Genomic DNA, 16,972 nt, shown 5'->3' with positions numbered 1-16,972 from the left:
GCAGTGTCTTTAGCAGGCCCGGCAGGGTCAATGCCACGGTGGTCATAGGCGCAAAGGTGAAGCGTCCATCACGTTTCCGCAACCCAAACGCCCGGCTGAAGGCCGGGCGTCGCGGAACGGAGGGTTGGAAACGCGCGATGAACAGGCTTGCAGGGCTCAGCCCGCGCGCATCCGGTTGACCAGCGTGTCCACCTGCGAGCCGAGCGAGCGCACCTCGTCCGCCACCGTCGAGGAGGCCGTCAGCACCCGGTTCGCCGACTGCCCCGATTCGGCCGCGGCGTGCGCGACGGAATCGATGCTGTGGCGGACGTGCTGGGTGCCGTCGGCGGCCTCGCCCACGTTGCGGGCGATCTCGCGGGTCGCGGCGCTCTGCTGCTCCACCGCCGCCGCGATGGTCGCGGCGATCTCGTTGATGTCGCGGATGGTGCCGGCGATGGAACGGATCGCCTCCACCGCCTCGCGCGTCACCGCCTGCATCGCCGTGATCTGGCCCGAGATCTCCTCCGTCGCCTTGCCGGTCTGGTTGGCGAGGTTCTTCACCTCGCTCGCCACCACCGCGAAACCCTTGCCCATCTCGCCGGCCCGCGCCGCCTCGATGGTCGCGTTCAACGCCAGCAGATTGGTCTGGCTGGCGATGTCGTTGATCAACTGCACGACCTCGCCGATCTTGTTGGCGGTGGTCGACAGCCCCTCCACCGTGCGGTCGGTGCGCTCGGCGTCCTCGGCCGCCTTGCGGGCGATCCGGCTGGAGGCGGTCACTTGGCTGCCGATCTCCTGGATCGAGGCCGACAGCTCCTCCGTCGCGGCGGCCACCGCCTTGACACTGCCCTCGGCCTGCTGCGAGGTGCTGGCGGCGGTCGCCGCCTCTCCCGTCGTGGTCTCGGCGTTGCGGGTCATGCGCTGCGCCATGTCCTGCATCTCGCCGGCCGCGCGGGAAACGCGCTCCAGCACCGAGCGGACGCTGGTCTCGAAGCTCTCGGCCATCTCGACCATGGCGCGGCGGCGTTCCTGGGCTGCCCGTCCCCGCTCGGCCTCGGCCCGCGCGTTGGCCTCGTTGGCGCGGTTGGCCGTGTCCCGGAAGACGATCAACGCCTGGGCCATGTCGCCGATCTCGTCGGAACCGGCCTGCGGGATGCGGGCGTCGAGGTTGCCCCCGGCGATGGCCCGCATGGCGTCCGACAACTGGCTGATGCGGGCGACGATGCTGCGGCCGACCACGAACCATGCCAGCGCGGCGGCGACGATCAGGCTGGCGGCGGCGAACAGGATCATCATCATGCGGCCGTTGCCGATGGCGGCGGTGGCCCCGGCGGCGGCGCCGTCGGCCTCCCCCTTCATCGCCGAAATCTGGCGGTCCACCGTTTCGGTGAAGCGCTGGGCCAGCGCGCGGTTCTCGGCCAGAACGCCGTTGCTGCCCTCGATCGCCGTCAGTTCCGCCCGGCGCAGGTCGAACACGCCGCGCTCACCCTTGCCGAAACCGGCCAGCACCTCGGCGGCCTTGGCCAGCTTGGGCAGGCCGTCGTCGCCGGCCTTCTTCAACTGGGAGATCCGGTCATCCAACTCCTTGGCGGCGGCGGCGTAACGCACCTCCAGCGTCTTCAGCCGCTGGGCGTCCGCGGCCTGCGCCGCCTCGCTCAGGATGCCGTTGACGGCGTTGCCATGGGTGGACAGTTCCAGATAGGTGCGGAAGCGGACCAGCCCCTCGCCCAGCAGATCCTGCGTGGAATCGCGCGTCTGGGCGCGGATGTTGACGCTGGACAGCTTGATCTCGGCCTTGAGCCGCAGCAGCGGCGATTCCATCCGGTCGAGCAGCGCCAACTGTTGCTTTTGCGCCTCGGCCAGACGGTCGAGGATGCGGGCGGTCAGCGCGTCGCGCCCGGCCTCCGGGGTTTCGAGCAGCTTGCGGCGCAGGTCGAAGATCCCATCCGCCCCGTCGCCCAGCCCGAAGAACGCGTCGAGCGCTTCGGTGGTCTCCGCGTTCAGCCGGTCGCCGACCTGGGCGGTGGCGGTGACCAGACGGGCGGCGGCCTCCAGATAGGATTGCTGGTGCTGGGTGACCGAGAAGGCGGTGACGGCGCCGCCGGCCCGGCTCATCGCCTCCGACGCGACGGAAATGTCGCCGCGCAGTTCGAACAGGCTGATGAGCGAGCGCACGGCGTCGCTCAGCCCGTTCATGTCACGCTCGGTGTTGGCGTCCAGTTCCTCGCCCTTGGTGCGCAGCGTGGCGCCCGCCCTCTCGGTCAGCGGCGCCAGGGCGGCGGCGAAGGCCTCGTAGCTCCTGGACAACTCGCCCAGCGTCTCCTCCCGCTTCGCGCGCAGGCCCAAGCGGCGGTCGACGGCGGCATTCTCCGCCTCCAGCGTGGCGATCAGCGCCGTTGTCTTGGCGCGCAAGTCGGGCAGGACGGGATCGGACGGGCGGCGGGCCTCCAACTCGTCGACCAGGCCGACCAGAGCCTTGCCGCGCCCCATGATCTGGCCGAACAGCCGCTCGCGCGCGCCCTGGTTCTCGGCCGCGTCCAGCGTCGGGGCGGCGGCGGCGATGCCGCCGCTCTCGCCCGACAAGCGCTTGGCGAGTTCCATCTCCGGCAGGCTGGTACCGACGATCCGGGTCAACGGCGCTTCCACCGCCGAGAACGAGGTCAGGCCGACCCCGCTGGCCGCGACCGTCATGCCGGCCATGCCGGCGAACGCCATCAGGAGCTTGGCGCGCACACCGAAGCGGTGGCCCTGGACGGGCGTGGACTGGATGTCGATGGTCATCGTGCTCTGTTCCTCCCGGCGTCGATCCAAGATCCGGACTTGCCGTCCGTTGTGTCGTTTTTGGCGTTTCCCCGGCCACAGGGCGGCGCCCGCTATCAGCCGCCCCACCCATTGATGGTCATGCCAATCATACGCCAGTGTGGTTGACACTTCCTTACGGGAACACCCCTAATTTCGCTGCCCAACCGATATTTTGCATGATGCTGGCGATGCTTTGTTCCGCTGGATGAAAACCCTCCATTATGACCTATGGCTATTGTCGAATGTAATAAACGGGCTGCCAAATGGGCGGGATATGCTAGCATGCCGCAATGAAAATCTGTTTTTAGGGAATTTCATGCCCATCCTTCATCCGAAGGTTGTTCGCCCAGGCGCCGCCGGCCATGCCTCGGCCTCGACAGGCACCATCACGCGCGTGTCCGAAACCGCTGGGCGTTGACCGCATGCACCCCCTTCTGCAAAGCCAGTTCGAACGCATGTTCGGCCTCCGCAAGCGGGCCGACGTCCAGGTGCTGCTCGGCGAGTTGGCGACCCTGGCGGATCAGGAAGGGCTGAGCCCCACGGCCTCGCGCTTCCTGGCGGAGGCGAGCCTCCTGTTCGACCGGATCGCGGAGGCCTGCGAACAGCAGGCCCCCCGGATGGAGGCGATCGCCGAGGCCAATTCCGCGGCGCAGCGCAAGCTGGACCGGCTGAAATTCGCGCTGGACCAGCACGCCATCGTCAGCATCACCGACGCGCGCGGCCGGATCACCCACGCCAACGACAAGTTCTGCCGGATCAGCGGCTACAGCCGCGAAGAGCTGATGGGGAACGATCACCGGATCGTCAACTCCAGCCACCACCCCTCCGCCTTTTTCAAGGAGATGTGGCGCACCATCGCCAGCGGGCAGGTCTGGCACGGCGAGATCTGCAACCGCACCAAGTCCGGCCTGCCCTATTGGGTGTCGGCGACCATCGTGCCCCAACTGGGCAGCGACGGGCGCCCCCTGCAATACGTCGCCATCCGCACCGACATCACCCTGCGCAAGCGGATGGAGGCGGCGCTGGAGGAAAGCCGCCGCTTCCTCCAGGGCATCACCGAAAGCATGGGCGAGGGCGTCTTCTCGCTCGACCGGGACGGCTACTGCACCTTCCTGAACCCGGAGGCCGAACGGCTGCTCGGCTGGTCGCAGGAGGATCTGGGCGGCATCCTCTTCCACGACGCCGTCCACCACACGAACGGCGCCGGCCAACCCGTGGCGAAGTCGGATTGCCCGGTCCTGCATTCCATAGCGCAGGGCAAGACCTACCGGTCGGAGAGCGACCACTTCATCCGCCGGGACGGCACCATGTTCCCGATCTCCATCACCTCGGTGCCGCTGCGCGAGGACGGACGGATCGTCGGGTCGGTCGCCATCTTCCAGGACATCACCGAGCGCCAGCGCATGCTGACGGCCCTGCGGGAGAGCGAGGAGCGGCTGGCCATCGCGCTCGACGCCTCCAACATCGGGCTGTGGGACTGGAACCCGGTCACCGACCACGCCTACTACTCCGACCATTGGCTCGGCATGCTGGGCTGCGATCGGGCCGAGGTCGAAGGAACCGGCGCCTCTTGGCTCTCGCGCCTGCACCCCGACGACCGCGCCGAGACGTTGGCCCGGCTGGACGAGCATGTCCGGGGCGAATCCCCGGTCTACGAGATCGAGTACCGAATGCGGCACGCCTCGGGGCGCTGGGTGTGGCTGCTGACCGCTGGCAAGGTGACCGAGCGCAACGCCGATGGCGTGCCGACCCGCATCACCGGCATCCACAAGGACGTGACCGACCGCAAGCGCACCGAGGCGGAACTCGCCCGCGCCAAGGAGGAGGCCGACCGCGCCAACCGGCTGAAGAGCGACTTCCTGGCCAACATGAGCCACGAGATCCGCACGCCGATGAACGCGGTGATCGGCCTCAGCCACCTGATGGCGAAGACGGAGCTGGCGCCCCGCCAGCGCGACTATCTCGACAAGATCCAGGCCTCGTCGCGCAATCTGCTGGGCATCATCAACGACATTCTGGACTTCTCGAAGGTCGAGGCCGGCAAGCTGACCATCGAGGCGATCCCCTTCCGCATCGGGACGGTGTTGCAGGAGGTCGCGGCGGTCGTCCAGCCCCGGATCCGCGAGAAGGGCCTGGAGCTGATCGTCGACCTGCACGAGGGCGTGCCCGACACCCTGGTCGGCGACCCGCTGCGGCTGGGGCAGGTCATTTTGAACCTCGTCGCCAACGCGGTGAAGTTCACCGAACACGGCGAGGTCGTGGTGGTGGTGGACGGCGCCCGCATCGCCGGCTCTCCCGACGCCTACCGGCTGGAGGTCGCGGTCTGCGACACCGGCATCGGCATGAGCGCCGAGCAGGCCGCCTCCCTGTTCCAGCCCTTCACCCAGGCCGACACCTCGACCACGCGGCGCTTCGGCGGTACCGGGCTGGGGCTGGCGATCTGCCGGCAATTGACCGAGCTGATGGGCGGCGGCGTGTCGCTGGACAGCACGCCCGGCGTCGGCAGCAGCTTCCGCTTCACCGTCGAATGCCGCGTCGGCGCCACCGGCACCACCGACAACCGCCTGCCGGGCGACCTGATGGGCCGCCGCGTGCTGGTGGTGGACGACAGCGACGCCGTGCGCTCGATCCTGGCGGACATGCTGGGGCGCTTCGGCCTGACCGTGGAGACGGCGGGCGGCGGCTGGACGGCGCTGGAGCGGCTGGAGCGCGGGCAGGCCGGGGCCGAGCCGCCGGTGGATTTGCTGGTGCTCGACTGGCGCATGCCCGACCTCGACGGGATCGAGACCCTGCGCCGGCTGTGGGCGACCCCTGGCGCGCATCCCCCGACCATCATGACCACCGCCTACGGCGCCGAGGGCGTCCACGCGGCGCTGGAGGACCGGACCGTCTCCGTGCTGGAAAAGCCGGTGACGCCGTCCGCCATGTTCGACGCCGTGATGATGGCGCTGGGCCATACCGCCCCCGCCCCGGCCGATCTGCTGCGCCGGACGCCGCGCGACGCGGCCGAGGCCACCGACTTGTCGGCGCTGGTCGGCCGCACCGTGCTGCTGGTCGAGGACAACGCCATCAACCAGCAGGTCGCCTGCGGTCTGCTGGAACTGGTCGGGATCGAGGCCATCGTCGTCAGCAGCGGCGAGGAAGCGTTGCAAAGTCTGCGCGAGGTCAAGTTCGACCTCGTGCTGATGGACGTGCAGATGCCCGGCCTGGACGGCTACGAGACCACCCGGCGGATCCGCCGCCAGTTGGAGCGGGTCGCCATGCCGATCGTCGCGATGACCGCCCACACCATGGCCGGCGACCGCGAGCATTGCCTGGAATCGGGCATGAACGACCACGTCTCCAAGCCGATCGACCCGGAGGCGCTCTACGCCACGCTCGCCCGCTGGCTGAAGCCGTCGCGCTCGCTGGGGATGGCGCCGAGCGCCGCCGCGTCGGCGCCCGTCCCGGCGCGGGCCGGGGCGTCGCCCCCCGCCGTGCCCGATCGGCTGCCCGGCCTCGACCTGACGGTCGCGCGGCGCAACGTCAACGGCAATCTGGCGCTGCTGCGCCGCATCCTGACCGACTTCGCCGGCTCCCACGCCGACGAGGCGGTCAAGCTGGCCGACGCCGTCCACGCGGAGCGCTGGCGCGACGCGTTGCGCCTCGCCCACACGCTGAAGGGCACCGCCGCCACCATCGGCGCGCTCGACCTGTCGGCGCTGGCCGCCCAGATCGAACAGGCCGCCCTTGGAGAGGAGCCCGCCGTGCCGGGCGAGCTGCTGGCCCGCTTGGCCCTCGCGCTCGGCGTGGTGGTGGGCGGGATCGGCACGCTCGGCCGTCCGCAACCGGTGGAGGCCGTGTCGACGGCCTTCACGGCCGAACGGATCGAGGAGGCGCTGGCCCTGGCGGACCGGCTGCACGGCCTGCTGGCCGCCGGGGATCCCGAGGCGGGCGAGCTGGCCGAGACGCTGGCCGCGACGCTGGCCGGTTCACCGGCCGCCGGTGCGGCCGGGGCGATGGCCCGCCACGCAGGGAATTTCGATTTCGACGACGCGGCGGCGGCGCTGGCCGACGCGCGCGGCTGCCTGGACGCCTGGAGGGAGACACAGTCATGACCGGCACCCGCGCCCCCGGAGACAAGCCGCGCGTCCTGGTCGTCGATGACGAGCCGATCAACCTGAAGCTGCTGGCCGACCTGCTGCGCGACAGCTACGGGCTGAGCGTCGCCAAGGACGGGCCGCAGGCGCTCGCCCGGCTGGCCGCCGACCCGCCGCCGGATCTGGTGCTGCTCGACGTGATGATGCCGGGCATGGACGGGATGGAGGTCTGCCGCCGGATCAAGGACGACCCGCGCACCGCCGACATCCCCGTCATCTTCATCACCGCCATGGGCCAGCCCCACGACGAGGCGCGCGGCTTCGCCGCCGGGGCGGTCGACTACATCACTAAGCCGATCTCGCCGCCGGTGGTCCTGGCCCGCCTGCGCACCCACATCGCGCTGCGCGACGCCCGCCACGCGCTGTCGGACGAGAACCGCACCCTCGAACGCCGCATCGCCGAGCGGACCCGCGACCTGCAGCGGGTGCAGGACGTGACCATCCGGGCGCTGGCCTCGCTGGCCGAAACCCGCGACAACGAGACCGGCAATCATATCCGCCGGACCCAGCATTACGTCCGCGCGCTGGCCCTGCACCTGCGCCGGGATCCCCGATTCGCGTCGCAGTTGGACGAGGAGACGATCGACCTTCTGTACAAGTCGGCGCCGCTGCATGACATCGGCAAGGTCGGCATCCCCGACGCCATCCTGCTGAAGCCCGGCAAGTTGGACGACGACGAATTCGCGATCATGAAGACCCACGCGCAACTGGGCCATGACGCGATCTTCGTTGCCGACGAGGGCGACCACGAGGAGATCGCCTTCCTGCGCATCGCTCGCGAGATCGCCCACGGCCACCACGAGAAATGGGACGGCAGCGGCTACCCGCGCGGGCTGTCGGGGGAGGCGATTCCGCTGTCGGCCCGGCTGATGGCACTGGCCGACGTGTACGACGCGCTGATCTCCAAGCGCATCTACAAGCCGGCCTTCCCGCACGCCAAGGCGGCATCGATCATCCGGGAAGGGCGTGGCAACCATTTCGACCCGGCGGTGGTGGACGCCTTCGACGCGCTGGAAGCCGAATTCCAGGACATCTCCGTGCGGTACAAGGACGAGGACTGAGTCGCCCCGTTGCCCGATGGAGGTCCCGAAGCCAAGCCCGATCTTGGGCTGGCATCGGGATCTTCCCATAGGGTGGTTCTTCTTTTGTCATGTCAGACAAAATCACAGATCCTTGCGATCAGGCGGAGGAAATGACCATTCCGCCCTGCCCATGCTCCCGCCCCAACATCGGGATCTTTAGGCCGCGCGCCCAAGAACCGTCACCCCACGAAGACGGGAATCCAGATTTTTTTCTTTGATTCTCCTTGGAAACACTAGCTCCCGCCTTCATGGGGAGGAGGTGTGGAGAACGCGTCGTTCACAGCCGTTGGCACGAGAACAGCTCCGCAACGAATTCAAAGATCATCCGCCTTACAAGCATAATATGTTTGACATCACACAAGCTCGCCGTTACTGCTGTGGGTGTCGATGGTCACAGGCGCTTCCCGACCGTCGGCTGGTCAGACGCTGGAGCCGCCGCCTCCGGGTTTCATGGTCCCACCCGGTGCTCTCCCCCTAGCGCGCGGCTCGGTCCACTCGGGCGCCCCTTCCCAAGCGAAGGTGGCGCCCGATTTTTTTGGTGTTTGGGGAATGCGATGCTCACCTCAAATTGAGTGAATGCGCGACTTCGTGGAACGCCTCTCTATGTCCACATCTGACCCGAACCGGACACTCGTCCAAAACCAAAATGCGTCGAGAGCAAATCAACTCGCCTATGGACTGCCGAAGCTCCGGCAGATGAGGGGGTGGGTTTCTGGCATCGGTCAACACCTCCCGAGCAAGCCGGGTGGGGGCCACTCAACTGAAGAAACTCCCGTTCAGGCCGGCGAGCTGGAGCTCAACTCTACGACGACGCGCAGGAACAGGCTGATGTCAAGCGGTTTGGCGAGATAGTGCAGGAAGCCTGCCTCCAACCCCCGGCGGACGACGCTGGGGGTGACGTTGGCAGACAGGGCGATGACCGGGATGCGGCTGGTTCTGGGGTCGGCCTTGAGCAGGCCCAGCGCCTCGATGCCGTTCATGCCGGGCAGGTTGATGTCGAGCACGATGACGTCGGGCTGGGTCGTCACCGCCATCTCGATGCCGATCTCCGCGGTGGGTGCCGAGGCCAGGGTGAAGTTGGGCAACTCGGCCATCAACTCGCGCATGAGCTGGAGGTTCGCCGGATTGTCCTCCACATAGAGCAGCCTGCGGGGGACGCCGGCCGCAACGACCCGCAGCACATCGCGCGTATCGTCCTCGACCGCATCCGGCGGGGCGGCCAAGGGATCATGGCTGGCGGGCACCTCCACCCAGAAGGTGGTGCCGCGCCCCACCTCGGTCTCGAAACCGATGCGGCCGTCCATGGCTTCAACCATGCGCTTGGTGATGGTCAGGCCAACGCCGGTGCCCTCGATTTCGGTGGTTTCGGCGCCCAAGCGGTTGAACGGCTGGAAGAGCTGGGAGTGTTTCTCAGGCGGGATGCCCGGGCCGTCATCGCTGACCACGAAGCGCACCGAGCCCCCGTTACCCGCCTCCGCGGCCAAGTAAACCGTGCCGCCGTCGCGATTGTACTTCAACGCGTTGGAGGTCAGATTGAGCAGCGCTTGCTTCAAGCGCATGTAGTCGGCCCGCACCCGATCGGCCAGGTTGTCGGCCACCTTCCAGTCCTGGACCGCCGTGTTGCGGCGTGTGGGGAAGGCGCGGGTCAGTTCCAGCACCTCGGTCATCAGCGCCTTGGTTTCAATGGGTTCGACCGACAGCGTCTGCACGCCGCTCTCGATGCGGGCGAGGTCGAGCACCTCGTTGATCAGGCTGAGCAGGTGGTTGCCGCCTTTCATGATCTGCTGAACGCGAAAGCGTTGCTTGTCGTCGAGCGGCGTTGAAAAGGCACTGTCCAGGATCTGAGCGAAACCCAGGATGGCGTTCAGGGGCGTGCGCAGTTCGTGACTCATGGACGACAGGAAGTCGGACTTGGCCCGATTGGCGCTTTCAGCGGTCTCCTTGGCGATGCGCAATTCGTCTTGATGGCGCTCCAGCTTGGCCAGGGCGTCGCGCAACGACCGGGTGCGTTCGAGCACCCGCTCCTCCAGCTCGTCGTGGGCGCGCTGAAGCTCTTCCTCGGCGCGCTTGCGCTCGGCCACCTCGGCCGCCAGGGTGGTGTTGGTGTGGGCCAGCTCCTCGCCCTGCAAGCGCAGTTCCTCGTTGGCGATGCCCATGCTGGCGATCATGTTGGTGACGAGGGTGAAAAAGCCCATCATCAGCCGGACCCGGTCTTCTGAAAAAACCGGAACCCGCTTCAGGGCGGCAAGATAGTCCTCTTCAGGGAAGCCGAATTGGCGGGCCTGGGCCCGAAAGGCATCGGCGTCGGGCTGGTCGAAGAAGAACTGCCCTGTGAAGAAGTTGCCGACATGCTGGCCCCCGACGACGATCGGCATGGCGGCGTCGACCAAGCCGTTGCGGCATTTGTAGACCTTGTAGGGCTGGCCCCGGTCGAGGCTGGCCGCCAACTCGGTGTCGCTTTCGTGGCAGCGGGACACGGTGCCCGGATGGACGCGGTGGAAACGTGTGCAGACATCCTGCCAACCGGTGGCGACGAGGATGTTTCCCTCGAGATCGAGGACGGCGGTCACGGCGCCGGTCAGGGCGGTGAATTCCTCGCAAAGCCTTTGCAGGTGGGCGACCGGTAGGAGTTCCGACAATTTCACGGCATCCGCTCCGGCTTAGAGGGCAAGCAAAGAGGCCCAGCATTCACACCGTAGCAAGGTAACACTTTCGGCCGATACGTCCCAGATAGTCGGAGCAAGGTAAAACCCTAAGTGCTCGAGGAACTGGCCGACTATGAGTGTGGCTGGGATCGGACCGGGTTGAGGTGTCTTGACGGGACATTGTGTGATGGGCTGTAACGTCTCCAGTGGGGCGCCATCCGCACAAGTAGCGCAAAAGCCCGCTTGTGGCGCTTAACGGACAATCACTTAACCCTGCCCGCCCTTGGCTTCCCAATAGGCCCGCAGCCGTTCGCGGCTGCCGGTCAGGTGCAGGCGCATCGCGGCTCTGGCGGCGTCGCCGTCCTGGCGGAGGATGGCGTCGAACAGGCCCCAATGCTCGTCGTTGATGCGGCGCAGATAGGCCTCGCGCGGCTCCGAGGCGAGGCGGAAGGTCTGCACATGGGTGCGCGGGATCAGCACCGATCCCAGATACTGGAACAGCTCCAGCATGTAGCGGTTGCCGGTCGCCTCGGCGATGGCGCGGTGGAAGTCGAGGTCGTGGGACACCGCGTCCTCCCCCGCCTCGACCGCCGCCGCGATCCGTTCCAGCGCGTCGCGCATCGCGGCGAGGTGGGTGTCCTTGCGGCGCTGGGCGGCGAGCGCCGCCGCCTCCGTCTCGATGCCGATGCGCAGTTCCAGCACCGACATCACCTCGTAGACGACGCCGAGATCGGCCTCGTCGATGCGGAAGGGCGGGGCTGCCGTGGGCGCCTGAACGAAGGCCCCGACCCCCTGCCGCGTCGCCACCAGCCCACCGGCCTTCAAGGTCGCGACCGCCTCGCGCACCACGGTGCGGCTGACGCCGAAGGATTCGATCAGCTCGTGTTCGCTGGGCAGCTTGGCGCCCGGCGGGAACTCCCCACCCTCGATCCGCGCCCGCAGCGCCGTCACCAGTTGGGAGGTCAAGGTCTCCCGCCGCTGCAAGCTCATGCTTTGCTTTCCCTCCACAGAGAGTCGGCCACGCCGCCCTCTTTCCCCTTCGATATCACTCGTCATGTCAAGTTACAAGAGAGATGGCGGAACAAGCGGACAGTCCGCCTTATGGAAGGACTCACTTGTATGACGACACGATGTCGTGTAAGGCTTGGACCAGCCGAGCCCCGGCACGCCGCCGATCCCTGTCCGGTCGCGGACGCTGCGCAAAACCAAGGGGGCCGGACAGGTCCGTCCGACCCACGGGCCGCTTTCACTGGGAGAGCGTCATGGCACACCACGCCTATGGGGACCTTGGCTTGTTCATCGACGGCGACTGGCTGGCGCCGTCCGACGCGGCCCTTGCGCCGGTTGCGAACCCCGCCACCGGGGAGATTCTGGCGCATCTGCCGCTCGCAGGATTCGCCGATCTCGACGCCGCGCTGGAGTCAGCCCGCCAGGGCTTCCGGACATGGCGCAAGGTTCCGGCCTATGACCGCGCCAAGTTGCTGCGCCGCGCCGCCGATCTGATCCGCGAGCGCCTGGACCGCATCGCACTGGTCCTGACGCTGGAGCAGGGCAAGCCGCTGGCCGAGGCGCGGGCGGAGGTCAACGGCGCCGCCGACATGTTCGACTGGTTCGCCGACGAGGGCCGCCGCGCCTGCGGCCGCGTCATCCCGGCCCGCCAGCGCGGCGGCCGGCTGACCGCCCTGCGCGAGCCGGTCGGCCCCATCGCCGCCTTCACGCCCTGGAATTTCCCGGCCATCACCCCGGCCCGCAAGATCGCCGCCGCGCTGGCGGCCGGCTGCTCCTGCATCCTGAAACCGGCCGAGGAAACCCCGGCGACCGCGCTGGAGCTGGCCCGCGCGCTGGACGATTCCGGCCTGCCGCTGGGCGTGCTGAACGTGGTGTTCGGCGACCCGGCCGAGGTGGCGGAACGGCTGATCCGCTCGCCGGTCATCCGCAAGATCTCCTTCACCGGCTCCGCCGCCGTCGGCGCCCGCATCGCCGGTCTGGCGGCGGAAGGCGTGAAGCCGGTCATCATGGAGCTGGGCGGCCACGCTCCGGTGATCGTCTGCGAGGACGTCGACGCCGATGCCGTCGCCGCCCTGTCGGTGGCGGCCAAGTTCCGCAACGCCGGGCAGATCTGCATCTCCCCCACCCGCTTCCTGGTTCATGACACGCTGTTCGACCGCTTCACCACCCGCTTCGCCGAGGCCGCCCGCGCGCTGACCGTCGGGGACGGGCGCGACCCGGCGGTGCAGGTCGGGCCGCTGTCCAACCGGCGGCGCGTCGACGCCATGGAGCGCCTGATCGGCGACGCCCGCGACCGGGGCGCCCGCTGTCTCGCCGGAGGGCGCCGTATCGACGGCCCCGGCCTGTTCTTCCAGCCGACCGTCCTGGCCGACGTGCCCCTCGACGCCGACGCCATGTCGGTCGAACCCTTCGGCCCCCTGGCCCTGGTCAACCGCTTCTCCACGCTGGACGAGGCGCTGCGGGAGGCCAACCGGCTGCCGCAGGGGCTCGCCGCCTACGCCTTCACCCGTTCCTCCCGTCGGGCCGCCGATCTGTCGGACGGGCTGGAAAGCGGGCTGGTCGGGCTGAACAGCTACGGGATCGCCTTCGCGGAGGCGCCCTTCGGCGGGGTGAAGGAAAGCGGCTACGGCAGCGAGGGCGGCGCGGAAGGGCTGGACGCCTATCTCGTCAACAAGACCGTCGCCGAGCTTCCCATGGAGTGAGCCGGCGCTCCACCCCCGAAAGGTCCCCCTTCCCCATGGAGCCGCAAGCCCTCAAGGCCGCGCTGTCGTCCGGCCTGTTGTCGTTTCCCGTGACCGATTTCACCGCCGACGGCGCCTTCGACGCCGCCGGCTACGCCCGTCGCCTGGAGTGGCTGGCGCCCTACGGGGCGAGCGCGCTGTTCGCCGCCGGGGGAACCGGCGAGTTCTTCTCCCTGGAGCCCGACGAGTACGGCGCGGTCGTCGGCACGGCGGTCGAGGCGAGCGGCGGACAGGTTCCCATCATCGCCGGCACCGGCTACGGCACGCGGCTGGCGATCCAACTGGCGCGCCGGGCGGAATCGCTGGGCGCCGCCGGGCTGCTGGTGCTGCCGCATTACCTGACCGAGGCCGACGAGGAGGGCGTCGCCCGCCACGTCGCGGCAATCTGCGGATCGGTCGGCATCGGGGTGATCGTCTACAACCGGGGGGTCTGCCGGCTTGGGCCGGACTCGCTGGCGCGTCTGGCCGAGCGCTGCCCGAACCTGATCGGATTCAAGGACGGGATCGGCGATCTGGAACTGATGCTGCGGGTCCGCCGCCGCATGGGCGACCGGTTCTGCTACCTCGGCGGCCTGCCGACGGCGGAGTTCTTCGCCAGCGCCTACAACGCCATCGGCGTGCCGGTCTATTCGTCGGCGGTGTTCAACTTCATCCCGCGCACCGCGCTGGACTTCTACCGCGCGGTGATCGCGGGCGACGACGCGACGGTCAACCGCTTGATGGACGACTTCTTCATCCCCTACGCGGCGATCCGCAAGCGGCGGGCCGGCTACGCGGTCAGCATCGTGAAGGCCGGCGCCCGTCTGGTCGGCCGCGACGCCGGCCCGGTGCGCACCCCGCTGATCGACTGCGGCGAAGAGGAATGCGCGGCGCTGGGCGCGCTGATCGAGGCGCTGGGCCCGCAGTAGAAAGGTTTGATGGCGCAAACAAGCCCCTCTCCCCTCAAGGGGGGAGAAGGGCTCCACCTCGTCACGCCGAGCGGACCTGGTTCAGGAAGCGCTCGATCTGTTGCAGCAGGTGCGAGGTCTCGTTCGACACCTGCCCGGCCACCGACAGGACCGCCTGCGCCGACTGACCGGTCTGGCCGGCGGCGTTGCGCACCATGCCGATGTTCTCCGACGCCTGCGCCGTGCCGCCCGCCGCCTGTTGGACGTTGCGGGCGATCTCCGCCGTGGCGGCGCCCTGCTCCTCCACCGCCGCGGCGATGCCGGTGGCGATGTCGTTCAGGCGGGCGATGGTGGCGCCGATGGTGCGGATCGCCTCCACCGCGTCGCCGGTCGCCGACTGCATGGCGCCGATCTGGCTGGCGATCTGGTCGGTGGCCTTCGCCGTCTGGCTCGCCAGCTGCTTGACCTCGCTGGCGACGACGGCGAAGCCCTTGCCGGCCTCCCCGGCGCGGGCCGCCTCGATGGTCGCGTTGAGCGCCAGCAAATTGGTCTGCCCGGCGATGTCGGTGATGAGATCCAGCACCGCGCCGATCCGCGCCGCCGCCCCGTTCAACTCGCGCATGGTCGCGTCGGTGCGCTCGGCGTCGCGCGCCGCTTGGCCCGCGATGGTCGCCGATTCGGTGACCTGACGCGAGATCTCGGTGATCGACAGCGACAGCTCATGCGCCGCCGAGGCCGCGCTGTCGACGTTGCTCGACGCTTGCTCCGCCGCCGCCGCCGCGCTGCCGGCCTGACGCGAGGTGTCCTGCGCCGTCTCCACCATGGTCGAGGCGGTCTGGTGCATCTGGGTCGCGGCGGCGGACACGGTCTCCACCACCATCTTCACGCCGCTCTCGAACTGGTCGGCGATGGTCAGCATCGCCTGACGCCGCTCGCCGGCCGCCTTGACGCGGTCGCTCTCGGCCTGGGCGCGGGTGATCTCGACCTCGCGCGCGGTGTCGCGGAACACGCGCAGCGCGGCCCCCATCTCGGCGATCTCGTCGCGCCCGTCGAGCGCGATGTCGGCGTCGAGGTCGCCCGACGCGATGCGCCGCATGCCGCTTTTCAGCGTCATTAGGCGCTGCACCACGCTGCGCCCGACGTAGAGCCAGACGACCAGGATCGACACGACGATGCTGACCACGCTGACGGCGATCTGGGTCAGGCGGCTGTTGTCCAGCATGCGCCCGGTGGCGCCGCTGGCGGCGGCGATGCCGGTCTCCTGCTCCTGCACCATCCCGGCGATGCCGGCGGCCAGGGTTTCGGCCAACGCGTGGTTGCCCTCCACCAGCGCGCGCGAGCGGTTGAGGATCTCGAGTTCCTTGCCGCGCGCCTCGATCAGCCCGTCCTTGCCCAGCGCCGTCGCCCGCAGCACCCCGGCCTGCGCGGTGGCGACCTCGGCCAGCTTTTCGGGAAGCTGCGCGGCAGCGTCCTCCAGATTGGCGAGGACGAGGCCGAGCCGGGTCTCGATGATGACCAGCCGCTGCTCCTCGCTCGTGCCCGACGCCTCCAGCAGCATGTTGCGGGCGTTGCCGGACTCCTCGATCACCGAGGCGAGCGGCTTGGCGCGCTTGGCCACGTCGATCAGGGTGGCGGCGGCGCGGCGCAGGTCGTCCGGGCTGGAGGAGGGGGCGGCCAGGGTGTCGCGCGCCTGCTCCTCCTCGCTGGCGATCACGGTGCGCCAGGGGGCCATGAATTTCTGGATCTGGCCGTCGGCGCCCAGCATCCGGGGCAGCAGCTCGCCCCGCAGGCTCGCCTGCGCCACGCGGTCGGCAGCGGCCGCGTCGAGCTGGGCAAGGTTGCCGAGCAGCGCCTTCGACGCCTCCTCGATGGCGCCGAGCCGGTCGCCGCCGGCCCCGGCGGCGCGCAGCCGGTCGAGCCGGACGGCGAACTCCTCCTTGGCTTGGCGGATGCGGGCGGACACCGTCTCGCGCTCCTTGGGATCGGCGACCGAGGACAGGGCCGGGGCGAGCGCCACCAGACGCTCGGCTTGCTGGGCAACGCCCATGCCCTCCTTCATGGCGGGCACGGCCTGCCCGACGATGACGTCGATGGTGCTGCGCACGTTGCCGTAGCCGGCCAGCGCCACCGCCGCCGCGATCAGGGTGCCCGACAGCACGACGCCGATGGCGATCATAAGCTTGCCGCGCAGACCGGAATACCAGCGCCCGGCGGCCTCGGGAGCGCCGCTGCCAGTCGCGATGTATGACATCTCTTCCTCCCCCAAACCGGCCTTGAGCCGGAGCACGGACCGCGACGGCCCTTTGCGGATCTCATCGCACCAAGTCATCTTACCACTTGACCACTTAGGCGCAACATGGCTAGAGTGATCATCAGCAATGCCAACGATACGGATGCACCAAAGAACAGAGTGTGCGCTGCGCCGGCCATGGGCCAAAGAACGGCCAGGGTCCCGGAACAGACACTTTTCCGACAGCGCCATCAAAGCCGACAAAAGACTAAGAAAGAAATAAGGAGGATCCACAATCCGACTGAAGACACACCGTGAACCGACAGGGAATTTCGGTCCGGTTGTCTGACAGAACGGCCGTACGGCGGCGCACGGATTGTCGGGATCCTCTTATGGTTGAATCTTTTAGGCATCCACAGAGGCTCGCGCCGGCCTTCCCGGCCCGCCGTTCCGACGCT

The 16,972-nt window shown here is 68.7% G+C and carries 8 protein-coding genes; 4 read left to right on the top strand and 4 right to left on the bottom strand.

Annotated features, from left to right (window positions below):
* Positions 1 to 156 precede the first annotated feature (156 nt).
* Complete coding sequence (locus EJ913_RS12515) at positions 157 to 2,760, bottom strand: methyl-accepting chemotaxis protein (protein ID WP_126998261.1); 2,604 nt, start codon at positions 2,758 to 2,760, stop codon at positions 157 to 159.
* Positions 2,761 to 3,203: 443 nt separating this feature from the next.
* On the opposite strand from EJ913_RS12515, the gene EJ913_RS12510 reads away from it, so the two are divergent.
* Both EJ913_RS12510 and EJ913_RS12505 read left to right on the top strand, forming a co-directional pair.
* On the top strand, positions 3,204 to 6,878 hold the full coding sequence (locus EJ913_RS12510) for a PAS domain S-box protein (protein ID WP_126998259.1): 3,675 nt from the start codon (positions 3,204 to 3,206) through the stop codon (positions 6,876 to 6,878).
* Positions 6,875 to 7,981 (top strand): HD-GYP domain-containing protein, encoded by a 1,107-nt coding sequence (locus EJ913_RS12505; RefSeq protein ID WP_126998257.1) that lies wholly within the window; start codon positions 6,875 to 6,877, stop codon positions 7,979 to 7,981. Before EJ913_RS12510 ends, EJ913_RS12505 begins: the two co-directional genes overlap by 4 nt.
* A gap of 797 nt (positions 7,982 to 8,778) precedes the next feature.
* Here EJ913_RS12505 and EJ913_RS12500 read toward each other — a convergent pair.
* Together EJ913_RS12500 and EJ913_RS12495 are read right to left on the bottom strand one after the other, a co-directional pair.
* The gene (locus tag EJ913_RS12500; RefSeq protein WP_126998255.1) at positions 8,779 to 10,647 is read right to left on the bottom strand and encodes a PocR ligand-binding domain-containing protein; all 1,869 of its coding nucleotides are present in this window, start codon (positions 10,645 to 10,647) and stop codon (positions 8,779 to 8,781) included.
* A gap of 267 nt (positions 10,648 to 10,914) precedes the next feature.
* Positions 10,915 to 11,637 (bottom strand): FadR/GntR family transcriptional regulator, encoded by a 723-nt coding sequence (locus tag EJ913_RS12495; RefSeq protein ID WP_126998253.1) that lies wholly within the window; start codon positions 11,635 to 11,637, stop codon positions 10,915 to 10,917.
* 272 nt (positions 11,638 to 11,909) lie between these two features.
* On the opposite strand from EJ913_RS12495, the gene EJ913_RS12490 reads away from it, so the two are divergent.
* Positions 11,910 to 13,358, top strand: a complete 1,449-nt coding sequence (locus EJ913_RS12490) for an NAD-dependent succinate-semialdehyde dehydrogenase (protein ID WP_126998251.1) — start codon at positions 11,910 to 11,912, stop codon at positions 13,356 to 13,358.
* Positions 13,359 to 13,393: 35 nt separating this feature from the next.
* Complete coding sequence (gene kdgD, locus EJ913_RS12485) at positions 13,394 to 14,305, top strand: 5-dehydro-4-deoxyglucarate dehydratase (protein WP_126998249.1); 912 nt, start codon at positions 13,394 to 13,396, stop codon at positions 14,303 to 14,305.
* A gap of 61 nt (positions 14,306 to 14,366) precedes the next feature.
* Here kdgD and EJ913_RS12480 read toward each other — a convergent pair whose 3' ends face one another.
* Complete coding sequence (locus tag EJ913_RS12480; RefSeq protein WP_126998247.1) at positions 14,367 to 16,535, bottom strand: methyl-accepting chemotaxis protein; 2,169 nt, start codon at positions 16,533 to 16,535, stop codon at positions 14,367 to 14,369.
* Between the last annotated feature and the right edge of the window lie 437 nt (positions 16,536 to 16,972).

Source organism: Azospirillum doebereinerae (assembly GCF_003989665.1).
GTDB classification, from domain to species: Bacteria; Pseudomonadota; Alphaproteobacteria; order Azospirillales; family Azospirillaceae; genus Azospirillum; species Azospirillum doebereinerae.
This window is presented reverse-complemented; position numbering and strand designations above follow the sequence as displayed.